We start from the raw sequence: 12,241 nt of genomic DNA on the forward strand, positions 1-12,241 counted from the left end.
GCATGCCCCCGACGGTGCGCGCGCTCGTCGCGCTCCTCTATGCCACGGCCGCCGCCACCGTCGTGGTCGAGCTGGTCAACTGGGCGTACGCGCCGGAGCAGGGGTTCGGCCTGGCAGTGCGCACGGGCTGGGCCCTGCTGCGTTCCTTCGGCTTCCTGATCCTGGTCTGGCACGTGCGCCGCGGCCGGGCCGGCGCGCGCCCGCTGGGCCTCATCCTCGCCGTCACCACCGTCTTCGCCGTCGGCCGGCTGATCGTGCCGCGCTCGGGCGTGCCACCACTGCCCGGCGCGGTCGGCTTCGCGCTGCTGACCGCGCTCTGCGTGGCCGTGGTGGTGCTGCTCTACCGCGCGCCCGCCGTCGGCGCCCACCTCGTGCGGCATCCGAGCCGTCTGGTCATCGACCGGCGCGGCATCGGCTGGCAGGAGGGCGTGCCGCGGCGCCCGCCGGTTGCGGCCTGGACGCTGACCGCCCGGGTCGCCGCCTTCACCTATCCGGCGCTGATGACGGTGCCGGCGCTGTTCGCGCTGGGGCACGGCGGGCTCGACCGCCTGCCGCTCGTGCTCGGGTGGCTGGTGTTCGCCGTCGCGGTCGGCAACGTGCTGCTGCCCATCGCCATCTTCCTGATGCGCGACCGGGCCTGGGCCCGGGTCTCGTTGGTCGTCGTCACCCTCGTCGTCGTGCTGGTCGACCTGCCACTCTGTTATGTCCTACTCGGACTCGACGGCCTCGTCCGCGACGGCGGCCCGCTGCTCGTCGCCGCGGCCGTCACGCTCTGGGGCGTCGCGCGCTCGCGCACGGCGGCGAGCGCCCCGGTTCCCGCGCCGCGCACGGAGGCACCCATGCCGGATACGGTTCGCTGATGATCGATTACGACGTGCTCGTCGTCGGCGCCGGCCCGGCCGGCGCGACCGCGGCGGTGGCCGCGCGCCGCGCCGGCGCCTCGGTGCTGCTGCTCGACCGCGCCAGCTTCCCGCGCGACAAGACCTGCGGCGACGGCATCGCGCCGCACGTGCTGGACGTGCTCGGTGCGCTCGGCGTCGAGGACGTCGCGGCGGGCTACGCCCCGGTGCGGTCGCTGAGCCTGGAGACACCGGACGGCACCGCCGGCGGCGAGCTGCGCCGGCCGGACTACACGATCCCGCGGTACGTGCTGGACGCGCGGATCGTCGACGCCGCCGTCGACGCCGGGGCGGAGCTCCGCCGGCACGCGGTCCGCGCGATCACGGTCGAGGCCGACCGCGTCGTCGTGGACGACCGGTTTGCCGCGCGGGTGGTGATCGGGGCCGACGGGGCCGGCTCGGTGGTCCGGCGGGCAATCGGCCACCGGCCCAACAAGGGTCGCCACCTGGCCGTCGCGATGCGCGGTTACGTGGCCTTCCCCGGCTTGGCCGATCAGCGGATCGTCACCTCGGGGCCGCGGTGGCCCGCGTACGCCTGGGCGTTCCCGATCGGCGATGGCACGGCGAACGTGGGCTACGGCGAGGTGATGCGGGGTCGGCCGCTCAGCCGGGCGCACCTGCTCGAGCGGATGGCCGAGCTGCTGCCGGAGATCGACCTGGCCGACGTCACCCGCCTGCGCGCCCATCACCTGCCGCTGTCGACCTGGCGGCCGCCGCACCGGGCGGGGCGCGTGCTGCTCGTCGGCGACGCCCAGTCGTTGATCAACCCGTTCACCGGCGAGGGCATCTTCTACGCGGTGCTGTCGGGCTCGCTCGCCGGGCACGCGGCCGCGGTGGCGCCGGCCCGGGCGGCCCAGGTCTACGCGGGGGCGCTGCGCCGGCGGCTCGGCCGGCACCTGCGCCACAGCGCCGCGGCGGCCTGGCTCGCGCGTACCCCGGCGGTGATCCAGGCCGCGGTCCGGGCCGCCGGCAACGACCGCCAGGTCTTCGACTCGATCGTCGAACTCGGTCTTGGCGACGGTCTGTTACAGGCCCGTACGCTGGGGCGCATCGCCCGCGAGTTGACCGTTCGGACAGAACAAGCTCGTCCGTTCGTCCATGGCGGAGGTCGCTAGTCTGCAAGTGATGAATCTGCGTGATCTCGTCTATTCGATCTACGAACGGCGGCTGACGTCCCGGCTCGCCGGCAAGCCGGTGCCCCGGCATGTCGGCGTGATGTGCGACGGCAACCGCCGGTGGGCCAAGGAGATGGGATACGTCGATCCCAACGACGGCCACCGGGTCGGCGCGGCGAAGATCAAGCACTTGCTCGGCTGGTGTGACCAGGCGGGCATCGAGCACGTCACGCTCTATCTGCTGGCCACCGACAACCTCCGGCGGCCGGCGGCCGAGCTCGACCCGCTGGTGCAGATCATCGAAGACCTGGTCGTCGAGCTCGCCGAGGACGCCAACCCGTGGCGGCTGCGCATCGTCGGCGCCCTCGACCTGCTGCCGGCCCAGACCGCGGCCACGCTGAAGGCGGCTCAGGAGCGCACCCGCGACCGGGTGGGCGGGGCCGAGGTCAACATCGCGGTCGGCTACGGCGGCCGCCGCGAGATCGCCGACGCGGTGCGCTCGCTGCTGACCGAGCACGCCTCCCGCGGCGGCACGCTCGAGGAACTGGCCGAGGTGCTCGACGTCGACCACATCGCGGAGCACCTCTACACCCGGGGCCAGCCCGACCCCGACCTGGTCATCCGCACGAGCGGCGAGCAGCGCCTGTCCGGCTTCCTGCTCTGGCAGTCGGCGCACTCCGAGTTCTACTTCTGCGACGCCAACTGGCCCGACTTCCGCCGCGTCGACTTCCTCCGCGCGCTGCGCTCCTACGCAAGCCGCCAACGCCGCTACGGCGCTTGATCTCTGCCGTCTTTCGGCCGCTCGATCGGTTGTCCCTTGCTCTGCAGCCAGATACGCAACACCCCTCGGCCGGCCTGTTGCGTGTATGGCTGCAGAGCAAGGGATGCCAGCGGTTTGCGGGCGGTTGGAGGGCCCGGACGCCCCTGGCGTCCGTCGATGCCGCACGGCACACTTGCTCACCATGAGGCTGCGCGGGGTCGTCCAGGTCGCTCTCGTGATCACCGCCGGCGCACTGGCGCTCGGCTGCACGTCCGCGGTGGACCGTCAGGCGGCCCCGGTGCCGTCGTCGTCCGCGCCGCCGGCTGGACCGACGGCGGCCGCGCCCACGGCGCCGGCCAGTGGCGCGCCGACCGCGACCAGCGTGCCGGGCACCGAGATGACCCCGCCTCAGGACCGCAACGTCTGTGGGCGGGTCCGCACGGCCAGCAACGACTACTCGCGCTCCTATGACAACGCGGCCCAGGCCGACAAGGCGATGGTCGGCAGGAAGTGGTCGGGCTTCATCCGCGAGCGGGCGGGGGAGGCGGTCGACCCCAAGCTGCGGGCGGACCTGACCAAGGTGGCCGACGAGATCGACCGCTGGCGGCCGGGCCAGCCCGATCTCCGCGCCTACACCAGCCTGCTCAACACCGCCTGCGCCCGCTGGGGCGTCTAGCGTCTGTCCTGCCGATCAACGGTGAGCCGAGACGGAGTCCAGGCGGCAGCTCGGTCCGTCGCAGGCCGCGTTGACCGGCCGGGCCGGCCTTAGGGCGCCACTGAGCCGGCGGCCTCGTCGAGGAAGTCGCCCAGGGCCTCGGGGGAGTCGAAGGTCAGGTCGGCGGCGCTGGCCACCGCCTGGCCGGTTTCCGGGTTGGCGACCGCAACGCAGACACCGAAGAACGACGGGTCGCCTTCGGCACGGTCGCGCAGGGCCGCGAAGGCCTTGAGGTCGGAGACGTCGTCGCCGAAGTACCAGGCGCAGCCGGCCGACGCGACCGCTTCGCCGATGACGAGGCCCTTGTCGCGGTCGACCGGTGGCTTGAGCTCGAGCACCATCCGGCCGACCTGGACCCGCAAGCCCAGCCGCTCCGCCTCGGCGTTGCCCCAGCGCTCGACCTCGTCGGCCAGCTCCGGCGCGGTGCGGTAGTGCAGCGCGACCGACAGGCGCTTGTATTCGATGAGGATCTCGGCCGGCAGCTCGGCCCGCGCCCGGTCGGCCAGGTCGGCCATCGCCGGCACCCACGGCAGGGCGGCCGGCTCCGTCACGGTCGGCCCGGCGCCGTGGCTGTGTTCGAGGCCGTAGAGCCCGTAGAGGTCGACGTCGGCCTCGCCCAGGCGGTCGCGAAGGAAGTCGACCGGGCGGGCGGAGACGATGGCGACCCGGCGGACGACCCGGGCCAGTGACGAGATCGCCGACAGCGCCGCGGGCACGGGGCGAACCGCTGTCGGGTCGTCGGCCACCGGGGCCAGCGTTCCGTCGAAGTCGAAGAAGAGCACACACTCATCGGCCCGGTCGGCGGTCAAGCGCCATGCGCTCTCCGCACTCAGCGGGCGGTCATCGCGCCCGTGGCCCTGTTCTGACCCCCGCACAGGAAAAAGCCTACCGGGTGATGCGCGCCGCCGGACCCGACGGATCACCCGGTTGACAATGGGCTGCTGTGCAATTACCGATCTTGCTGTCGGCCCGCCCGCTGGGCGAACGGGACGACGGCGCCCGCTTCCGGGTCGTGGCTGAGCAGGTAGCCCTCCACGAATCCGGCGTTGCGGTCGCCCGTGTGCGCGTCGAGCTCGTTGAGCCGGGCGGCCACGAACTCGGCCAGTGCGGTGATCCTGGCGGTGACCCGTGCGTACATTTCGGCGAGCACCGCGACGACCGCCCCCACCGACGCCGCCGCGATGGTCGCCATGTTGAACGCGGTCGGCATTTCGCTAGTTTCCAGTACCCCGACAGTGATGTTGGCGGTCGCGAACAGCGTGACCGAGACGGCCGCGATGACGACCGCCCCCCATTTCAGGGCCATGAGACAGACCCCTCCTCCTGTGTCCCGCAGGGCTTGGTTGACCTCCCGGTGCTCCCCACCCGACCCGAGCCCAAGCAGTACAAAGGCGCACGCTACTGCGCTGCGCCGCTAAAGATCGTGCCAATCGCCACATGCGTCGCAGCTTTGTTCACTATTTGCGGAACTAGACGGCCTTTCCGCGCCGATACCGGCCCGATGGCGGCAATGGCCGATACGCGAGATAACGAATGGTTTCCCTAATGTGGAACTTTTCCGCGTCGGGAACATTGGGGTCGACCAGCCGGCGCAGCAACGCCTCGACGTCAGGGTCCATCGGCGGCGCGGCGGGCGTGGGCCGGCCCGGGGTGGTCGAGTCCCAGCCGAGCACGCCGAACGCGACCGTCGGATTGAGGCCCAGGCCGGTGCAGAAGGCAACCACCCGCTCGGCCGCCGGGTCGCTGGCCCAGTCGGCGCGTACCCACCGGTTGATGGTCTGTCGGGACACGCCGGTGCGACGGGACACTTCGGACCCGCTCCAGGCGCGGGTGGCCCGCGCGTCGTCGAGCGCCTTGCGGACGAATGCGGCGAACGCCATCTTGCGCCCGGGGGAGGTGTCAGGCACCGGGTGACGGTACGGCCAGTTCTCGATCTTCCCACCCGTCGAGCGAGGCGTGTAACGCGTGCGTGACGGGCCGAACTGCTCGCCGGTAAACGATCGGCGGGGCTCCGCGGGCGGCGTCACGTGGTCAGACTAGGCCGACGGGGGTTCCGTGCTAATCGCCCGAAAAGCCGATGCTGTCACGTGCGTGATACGCCTTACCCTCTGTCACGTGAACGAGACGATACGTGCCAATAGGCGTCACGTGAACGTGACAGAGAGGTCCCCACGATGAGCGAGCTGGCCACCCGGGAACAGGCGTTCGGGCTGATCGCCGCCGGCGTCGCGGCCGGCATCACCGCGCCATGGCGGCTCTACCTGGCCCGCGGGGCCCGGTACGTGTCGCTGCAGGTCGCCGACATGACGGAGTGGGACGCCTGGCGGCTCCACCTCGGCTGCCCGGACCTGCGCATCCGGGTGTACGACACCGGCGCCGAGCTGCGGCGCACGTCGGTCGCCGAGGTGGTCATCGACCGCTGCCGGGTCGCCGTCGAGCTGGTCGAGGAGGTGGGTGTCGACGACATCGACCACCTGCTGGCCGGCCATCCGCACCTCGAACAGGCGCCCCGCTACCCCGACGAGCGGTGAGGGGCAGCACGTACCGATGACGGTCTACTTCTCCATCATGCTGGTCCTGGTCCTGGGCTCGGGCAGCTACGCCGCCGGGCGGCTGCACGGGCGGGTCGGCTACCGGACGGGATACCGGCAAGGCTTTTTCGACGGCGACCGGGGCGCAGTGCATCGCCGGCGCCGGGAGGTGCGAGCGGTGGACGGCACGAACCGGGCGGGACCGCGGCAACGGTCCGCATCGGACGCGCCGACCACCAGGATCGGTTCGGGAACCACCTATCTGAGCGCCTCCTTCGTGGAGACCACAACCGACGGCGGACGGCATTCCGCGGGGGCTCGCGTCATCGCCAGCCAGCCCGCGGGGTGAGTGGTCATCCACGAGCGCTGACCGTCCCGTGGCAGGACGGTTCAGCGCACCCAGGGATCGGGCCAGTCCGGTGGCCTTGATCCCGACGGCCGCGACGCGTGAGGGGCGCGCGTCGCCGCCGGTGGCCGGCCCGGCACGCGCCAGCCGGGCCGGCCAACCCCAACGCGAATTCGGGGTAAACGACTGGCCCTTACTTCGGCGTGTACTTCCCCCCGATGGCTTGCGCCGGTTAGCGTCTAGCCATGGCGAGGGGTCATCCCACGCCAGCCGGCCGGCCCGGACCTGCGACGACATCGCCACGGGGCCCGCATCCGACCCCGTGCTCCCGGGCACCGGACGAGGCGGAACACGCGGGCGGTCCGGGTGCACGCTCGCCGGAGCAGGCCTGTGACGACTCAGCGCACCACTTCCCGGGCCACCCAGGACACCACGGCCGCGGCCGGCCGCGCCCCGCGCGGGCGCAAGGCCGCCGCGAAGGAGGACGGGCCAGCCCGGCCGGTCTACGTCCTGGACACCTCGGTCCTGCTGTCCGACCCCGCGGCCTTCCGCCGCTTCGACGAGCACGAGGTCGTGCTCCCGCTGGTGGTGATCACCGAACTCGAGGGCAAACGCCACCATCCTGAGCTGGGCTGGTTCGCGCGGCAGTCGCTGCGCATGCTCGACGAACTGCGGATCAAGCACAACCGGCTCGACCAGCCGGTGCCCATCAACGACCTCGGCGGGACGCTGCGGGTCGAGCTCAACCACTCCGACGACGGGGTGCTGCCGCCCGGCTTCCGCAACGAGTCCAACGACGCGCGGATCCTCTCGGTGGCCCTCAACCTCGCGGGTGAAGGGCGCCAGGTGACGCTGGTCAGCAAGGACATGCCGCTGCGGGTCAAGGCGGCCGCCGTGGGCCTGCTGGCCGACGAGTACCGGCACGGTCAGGCCAGCGATCCGACGTGGACGGGCATGGCCGAGATCGAGGTGACCGACGACGACGTCAACGAGCTCTACGGCGGCGCCGACCTGGCCCTCGACGCGACGGCCGAGCTGCCCTGCCACACCGGCCTGGTGCTGCATTCGTCGCGCGGCTCGGCGCTGGCCCGGGTGATGCCCGACAAGGTCGTCCGGCTGGTGCGCGGCGACCGCGAGGCGTTCGGGCTGCGGGGCCGCTCGGCAGAGCAGCGGATCGCGCTCGACCTGCTGCTCGACGAGTCGGTCGGGATCGTCTCCCTGGGTGGACGGGCCGGCACGGGCAAGTCGGCGCTGGCGCTGTGCGCGGGGCTCGAGGCCGTGATGGAGCGGCGCCGGCACAAGAAGGTGATCGTCTTCCGCCCGCTCTACGCGGTCGGCGGCCAGGAGCTCGGCTACCTGCCCGGCAGCGAGACCGAGAAGATGTCGCCGTGGGCCCAGGCGGTCTTCGACACGCTCGGCGCGGTCGTGCACGAGAACGTGCGGGAAGAGGTGCTGTCCCGCGGGATGCTCGAGGTGCTGCCACTGACCCACATCCGGGGCCGGAGCCTGCACGACGCGTTCGTCATCGTCGACGAGGCCCAGTCGCTGGAGCGCGGTGTTCTGCTCACCGTGCTGTCCCGGATCGGCCAGGGCTCGCGGGTGGTGCTCACCCACGACGTCGCCCAGCGCGACAACCTCCGGGTCGGCCGGCACGACGGCGTGACCGCGGTGATCGAGGCGTTGAAGGGCCATCCGCTCTTCGCCCACGTCACGTTGACCCGCTCCGAGCGCTCGGCGATCGCCGAGGTGGTCACGGACCTGCTGGAAGACATCCCGAACTAGGTGGGGGAGGGCCCCGGGCAGCCGGGGCCCTCCGTCCCCACTACTTCTTGACCTTGAAACGCAGGTGGGTGACCCGGTTGCCCTGCACGGCCTCCAGCGGCCCTTCCAGCTCCACCGGGATGTTGCCCAGTTGGCTGAAGAACGGCGTGCCGCCGCCCAGGATCACCGGGACCAGGTCGACCCAGACCTCGTCGACCAGCCCGGCGTCGAGCGCCTGGCTCGCGATCGTGCCGGAGTTGAGCCCGACCGTCTTCCCGCCACCGAGCTCGTACGCCTTCGTGATCGCGGCCTCGATGCCGCCGGTCTCGAACGCGAACCACTTGTTGTCCTCGAAGCCTGCCGGCGGGTTGTGGGTGAGCACCACGGTGGGCACCTGCAGTGGGTGCATGCCGCCCCAGGCGTTGGTCATGTCGAACAGCTTGCGGCCGACGACGAGGGCGCCCATCTCGCCGGTCCACGCCTTCTGGTGGTCGTAGCTCTGCTGGGTCATGCGGAACGTCATCTCCGGGTTGCCGGTGGGCATCTCGACGTCGCCGTTGCCGTACCAGGCGAACAGGTGCTCGAACCCGGTCTCACCCGGGCCCGAGACGTAGCCGTCGATCGACATGCTGGCGCCGGTGCTGACCTTCATGGTGGATCCTCCTCGATGGATGACTCGCTTCTGCCCATGCGTCGCCCGGGGAACCCGCAGATCGACAGGTAACCGAAGATTTTTTGGCCGCGGGCAGTTCGCCCGATCTTGTACGCCTTTAACCCGTGACCCAGATCACACAATGGTCTCCCTATTTCCCTCTGGACTCACTGTGCGCAATGGTGTCTGGGTTCTTGTCCCCGACGAAGGGAACCACTTCGTGACTCGGCTTTGGAGCCGGTACGGGGTTCGGGCGTTGGCGGTCGGCATCCTCGTCGCGGGGGTGGGAGGCGGCTACTACCTGGGCCAGGACCGGACAGTCCAGCAGCAGGGGATCGATGCGCAGTTCGCCGCCGAGGCACAGCAGGCCGAGAACGCGCTGCTGAAAGAGCACCACCTCGACCACGAGTCGATGATGGCCCAGCGCCGTGACGCCGAGGCGCTGGCCGCCAAGCGCGCGCAGGCCGCGGCCAAGGCGGCGGCGGAGCGGGCCAAGCGGGCCGAAGAGGCCAGCCGCAAGAAGCGCGAGCAGGCGAAGGAGGCCGAGGAGCCGCCGAAGGCCAAGCCCTACACCGGCCCGATTCCGGAGTCCTGCAACGAATACAGCGGCAACCGCAAGATCGGTTGCGCGATGCTGCTCGACTCCGGCTTCAAGATCGACCAGATGCCCTGCCTCGACAAGCTCTGGAGCCGGGAGAGCGGCTGGAACGAGAAGGCGCTCAACGAGGGTTCCGGCGCCTACGGCATTCCGCAGGCCAAGCCCGGCAACAAGATGGCCACGGCCGGCGACGACTGGCAGACCAGCCCGGCCACCCAGATCAAGTGGGGCCTCGGCTACATCAAGGGTCGCTACGACGACCCCTGCGGCGCCTGGGCGCACTCGGAGGACGAGGGCTGGTACTGACCGGCTCTGCAAAACCTGAGGCAGAGGGTGCGAACACTCGCGTTCGTACCCTCTGTGGCATTTGTGGGCTCTAGTGTCAAGCCATGCGGGGGTGGCGTTTTCAGAGCGCGTTGCTGGTGACCATGGCGGCGATCCTGAGCCTGGTCGGCGGGCCGGCGTGGGCGGACGACGGTAACGAGCGCATCGTCGGCGGCAGTCGCGTCGACGAAGGCACGTACCCCTGGGTGGTCCGCCTCTCCGTCGGGTGTGGTGGCTCGCTGGTCGCGCCGCAGGTGGTGCTGACCGCCGGGCACTGCGTCAAGCGGACCGGCGCCGACACCAGCATGCGGATCACCGGCGGCTCGGTCGACCTGGAGTCCGCCCAGGCCAGGACGATCCGCTCGAAGTACGTCTACCGGGCGCCGGGCTACATCGACGCGGCCCGCGGTGACGACTGGGCGCTGATCCAGCTCGAGCAGCCGTTCGACCTGCCGACGCTGACCCCGGCCCCCGACGCCACGTACGACGCGGGCCGGTTCACCGTGATGGGTTGGGGTTCGACCCGCGAGGGCTCGCTGACCCAGCAGCGCCGGCTCCGCGCGACCGAGGTCGACTTCGTCGCCGACGCCTCCTGCGGCCGCAAGTACGCCCGGATCGGCATGGAGATCGTCGGATCCGACATGATCTGCGCCGCCCGCAGCGGCAAGGACTCCTGCCAGGGTGACTCCGGCGGCCCGCTGGTGCGCCTCGACGCGACCGGCTCCTGGCTGCAGGTCGGCATCGTGAGCTGGGGCTACGGCTGCGCCCGCAAGAACTACCCCGGCGTCTACAGCCAGGTGTCCACGTTCGCACCGGAGATCGCGGCGGGTCTCGCGGTGCTCCGGGCCCGCTTGGCGTGAACGGTTCTCGCCTGGTACCCCTTGTGCGTGTCCCAGGACTGGACGACCGAACCGGACCGGCTGCGCTTCGGCAGCGAAACGTTCTATGCCGCCGTCGGGCGGGCGTTCGTGGCGATGTGCGCCGTCGTGCCGGTGCTGTTCGCCATCGAGGCCCTCGACTACTGGCTGGGCCTCGGCCTCGACCCGCGGGGCGGGATCATCCCGCGCAACGTCTACGGCCTCGACGGCATCGTCTTCTCGCCGCTGCTGCACGCCGGCTTCGACCATCTCTACGGCAACAGCATCCCGCTGATCCTGCTCGGCACGTTCGTGCTGGCCGCGGGCTCCCGCCGGTTCATCTGGTCGACCGCGTTCATCATGCTCGTCAGCGGTCTGGGTGTGTGGATCGTCGGCGACCCCGGCACGGTGGTGGTCGGTGCCAGTGGGGTGATCTTCGGCTATTTCGGGCTGCTGTTGGCCCGGGGGATCGTGGAACGCACGTGGTGGAACCTCGGGGTCGTGGTGCTGGTCGGGCTCCTCTACTGGTGGCAGCTCTTCGGCATCCTCCCGTCGGACCCGCACGTCTCGTGGCAGGGCCACCTGTTCGGGTTCCTGGGCGGCGCGGTCGCCGCCGTGGTGTTCCGCCGCTGACGGGTCCTTGCCGGCACGGCGGCGCTGTGCCTACCGTCGATGTCAACCTCCCGGAAGGGCATTGGTGAGCCATGCGGGAAATCGACGTCGCGATCATCGGCGCGGGTCCGTCGGGACTCTTCGCTGCCTACTACGCCGGCTTCCGTGGGCTGTCGGTCGCACTGATCGACAACCTGCCGGAGCCGGGCGGCCAGGTCACCGCGATGTACCCCGAGAAGCAGATCTACGACGTCGGCGGCTTCCCGAGCATCAAGGGCCGCGAGCTGGTCGCCAACCTGGTCGAGCAGGCCGCGCCGTTCCGGCCCGAATACCTGCTCTCGACCCGGGCCGATCACCTGTCGTACGCCGACGGCCAGCCGGTGCTCCGCCTGTCCAGTGGCGACGACGTGCGTTGTGGCGCCGTGCTCATCACCGGCGGGATGGGCAGCTTCAAGCCGCGCCCGCTGCCGGCCGCCGAGACGTTCGCCGGCACCGGCATCGTGTTCTTCGTGCCACACCTCGCCGACCTGGCGGGCCAGGACGTGCTGATCGTCGGCGGCGGCGACTCGGCGTTCGACTGGGCCTTGGCCCTTGAGCCGCTGGCCCGGTCCGTGACGCTGGTGCACCGGCGCGACCGGTTCCGGGCGCACGCCGCCACGGTCGCCCGGGTGCAGGACCTGAGCGTGCGGATCGTGGTCAACGCCGAGGTGGCCAAGATTCACGGCGAGAACGCGGTGACCCACGCCGACATCGCGGTCAAGGGCGGCGAGACCGAGACCATCCCCGTCGACACGGTGGTGGCGGCGCTGGGCTTCACCGCCGACCTCGGACCGCTGGCCGACTGGGGCCTCGACCTCGACAAGCGGCACGTCAAGGTCGACAGCACGATGGCCACCAACCTGCCGCGCGTGTTCGCGGCCGGCGACATCACCGAATATCCGGGCAAGGTGCGGCTGATCGCGACCGGCTTCGGCGAGGCGGCGACCGCGGTCAACAATGCCGCGGTCGCGATCGACCCGGACGCGCACCTCTTCCCGGGTCACTCGTCGGACAACGGCTAGGCCCCCTGGC

At 71.1% G+C, this 12,241-nt stretch carries 15 protein-coding genes; 11 read left to right on the forward strand and 4 right to left on the reverse strand.

The genetic code is table 11. The features are described from left to right. The first annotated feature begins 2 nt into the window (after positions 1–2). From O7635_RS13415 to O7635_RS13430, 4 genes are all read left to right on the forward strand, one after another. Entirely contained in the window at positions 3–860 is an 858-nt protein-coding gene (locus tag O7635_RS13415) for a hypothetical protein (RefSeq protein WP_278080738.1), read from the forward strand. Then, entirely contained in the window at positions 860–2,014 is a 1,155-nt protein-coding gene (locus O7635_RS13420) for a geranylgeranyl reductase family protein (RefSeq protein ID WP_278080739.1), read from the forward strand. Before O7635_RS13415 ends, O7635_RS13420 begins: the two co-directional genes overlap by 1 nt. 10 nt (positions 2,015–2,024) lie before the next feature. Further along, entirely contained in the window at positions 2,025–2,795 is a 771-nt protein-coding gene (locus tag O7635_RS13425) for an isoprenyl transferase (protein WP_278080740.1), read from the forward strand. Positions 2,796–2,976: 181 nt separating this feature from the next. After that, positions 2,977–3,450: a hypothetical protein gene (locus O7635_RS13430; protein ID WP_278080741.1), complete on the forward strand. Its 474-nt coding sequence runs from the start codon at positions 2,977–2,979 to the stop codon at positions 3,448–3,450. 89 nt (positions 3,451–3,539) lie between these two features. On the opposite strand, the gene otsB is transcribed toward O7635_RS13430, so the two are convergent. The 3 genes from otsB to O7635_RS13445 form a co-directional block, all read right to left on the reverse strand. Next, positions 3,540–4,364: a trehalose-phosphatase gene (gene otsB / locus O7635_RS13435; RefSeq protein WP_278080742.1), complete on the reverse strand. Its 825-nt coding sequence runs from the start codon at positions 4,362–4,364 to the stop codon at positions 3,540–3,542. A gap of 74 nt (positions 4,365–4,438) precedes the next feature. Beyond that, the gene (locus O7635_RS13440) at positions 4,439–4,795 is read right to left on the reverse strand and encodes a hypothetical protein (protein WP_278080743.1); all 357 of its coding nucleotides are present in this window, start codon (positions 4,793–4,795) and stop codon (positions 4,439–4,441) included. A 163-nt stretch (positions 4,796–4,958) separates the two neighbouring features. After that, positions 4,959–5,396 carry an XRE family transcriptional regulator gene (locus tag O7635_RS13445; protein ID WP_278085471.1) on the reverse strand — a complete coding sequence of 146 codons (438 nt, stop codon included), beginning with the start codon at positions 5,394–5,396 and terminating at the stop codon, positions 4,959–4,961. Between the two features lie 267 nt (positions 5,397–5,663). On the opposite strand from O7635_RS13445, the gene O7635_RS13450 reads away from it, so the two are divergent. From O7635_RS13450 to O7635_RS13460, 3 genes are all read left to right on the forward strand, one after another. Beyond that, the gene (locus O7635_RS13450) at positions 5,664–6,020 is read left to right on the forward strand and encodes a hypothetical protein (RefSeq protein ID WP_278080744.1); all 357 of its coding nucleotides are present in this window, start codon (positions 5,664–5,666) and stop codon (positions 6,018–6,020) included. A 16-nt stretch (positions 6,021–6,036) separates the two neighbouring features. Continuing rightward, on the forward strand, positions 6,037–6,369 hold the full coding sequence (locus O7635_RS13455; RefSeq protein ID WP_278080745.1) for a hypothetical protein: 333 nt from the start codon (positions 6,037–6,039) through the stop codon (positions 6,367–6,369). 387 nt (positions 6,370–6,756) lie between these two features. Beyond that, on the forward strand, positions 6,757–8,148 hold the full coding sequence (locus tag O7635_RS13460) for a PhoH family protein (protein ID WP_278080746.1): 1,392 nt from the start codon (positions 6,757–6,759) through the stop codon (positions 8,146–8,148). Positions 8,149–8,188: 40 nt separating this feature from the next. Here the strand turns inward: O7635_RS13460 and O7635_RS13465 are convergent, their stop codons facing one another. After that, entirely contained in the window at positions 8,189–8,779 is a 591-nt protein-coding gene (locus O7635_RS13465; protein ID WP_278080747.1) for a dihydrofolate reductase family protein, read from the reverse strand. A gap of 220 nt (positions 8,780–8,999) precedes the next feature. Here O7635_RS13465 and O7635_RS13470 point away from each other — a divergent pair, with 220 nt between their 5' ends. From O7635_RS13470 to O7635_RS13485, 4 genes are all read left to right on the forward strand, one after another. Next, complete coding sequence (locus O7635_RS13470; protein ID WP_278080748.1) at positions 9,000–9,683, forward strand: lytic transglycosylase domain-containing protein; 684 nt, start codon at positions 9,000–9,002, stop codon at positions 9,681–9,683. A gap of 83 nt (positions 9,684–9,766) precedes the next feature. Beyond that, a complete protein-coding gene (locus tag O7635_RS13475; RefSeq protein ID WP_278080749.1) occupies positions 9,767–10,561 on the forward strand; it encodes a serine protease in 795 nt (264 codons plus the stop codon). Positions 10,562–10,588: 27 nt separating this feature from the next. After that, complete coding sequence (locus tag O7635_RS13480) at positions 10,589–11,191, forward strand: rhomboid family intramembrane serine protease (RefSeq protein WP_278080750.1); 603 nt, start codon at positions 10,589–10,591, stop codon at positions 11,189–11,191. 71 nt (positions 11,192–11,262) lie between these two features. Next, the gene (locus O7635_RS13485; RefSeq protein ID WP_278080751.1) at positions 11,263–12,231 is read left to right on the forward strand and encodes an NAD(P)/FAD-dependent oxidoreductase; all 969 of its coding nucleotides are present in this window, start codon (positions 11,263–11,265) and stop codon (positions 12,229–12,231) included. The last annotated feature ends 10 nt before the right edge of the window (positions 12,232–12,241 follow it).

This window comes from Asanoa sp. WMMD1127, from assembly GCF_029626225.1.
In the GTDB taxonomy this organism is placed as follows: domain Bacteria; phylum Actinomycetota; class Actinomycetes; order Mycobacteriales; family Micromonosporaceae; genus Asanoa.

Coding starts and splice junctions, on each gene's coding strand:
- O7635_RS13415 (WP_278080738.1), top strand. CDS start 3: ATGCCCCCGACGGTGCGCGCGCTCGTCGCGCTCCTCTATGCCACGGCC.
- O7635_RS13440 (WP_278080743.1), bottom strand. CDS start 4,795: ATGGCCCTGAAATGGGGGGCGGTCGTCATCGCGGCCGTCTCGGTCACG.
- O7635_RS13420 (WP_278080739.1), top strand. CDS start 860: ATGATCGATTACGACGTGCTCGTCGTCGGCGCCGGCCCGGCCGGCGCG.
- O7635_RS13455 (WP_278080745.1), top strand. CDS start 6,037: ATGACGGTCTACTTCTCCATCATGCTGGTCCTGGTCCTGGGCTCGGGC.
- O7635_RS13430 (WP_278080741.1), top strand. CDS start 2,977: ATGAGGCTGCGCGGGGTCGTCCAGGTCGCTCTCGTGATCACCGCCGGC.
- O7635_RS13485 (WP_278080751.1), top strand. CDS start 11,263: ATGCGGGAAATCGACGTCGCGATCATCGGCGCGGGTCCGTCGGGACTC.
- O7635_RS13465 (WP_278080747.1), bottom strand. CDS start 8,779: ATGAAGGTCAGCACCGGCGCCAGCATGTCGATCGACGGCTACGTCTCG.
- O7635_RS13425 (WP_278080740.1), top strand. CDS start 2,025: ATGAATCTGCGTGATCTCGTCTATTCGATCTACGAACGGCGGCTGACG.
- O7635_RS13475 (WP_278080749.1), top strand. CDS start 9,767: ATGCGGGGGTGGCGTTTTCAGAGCGCGTTGCTGGTGACCATGGCGGCG.
- O7635_RS13450 (WP_278080744.1), top strand. CDS start 5,664: ATGAGCGAGCTGGCCACCCGGGAACAGGCGTTCGGGCTGATCGCCGCC.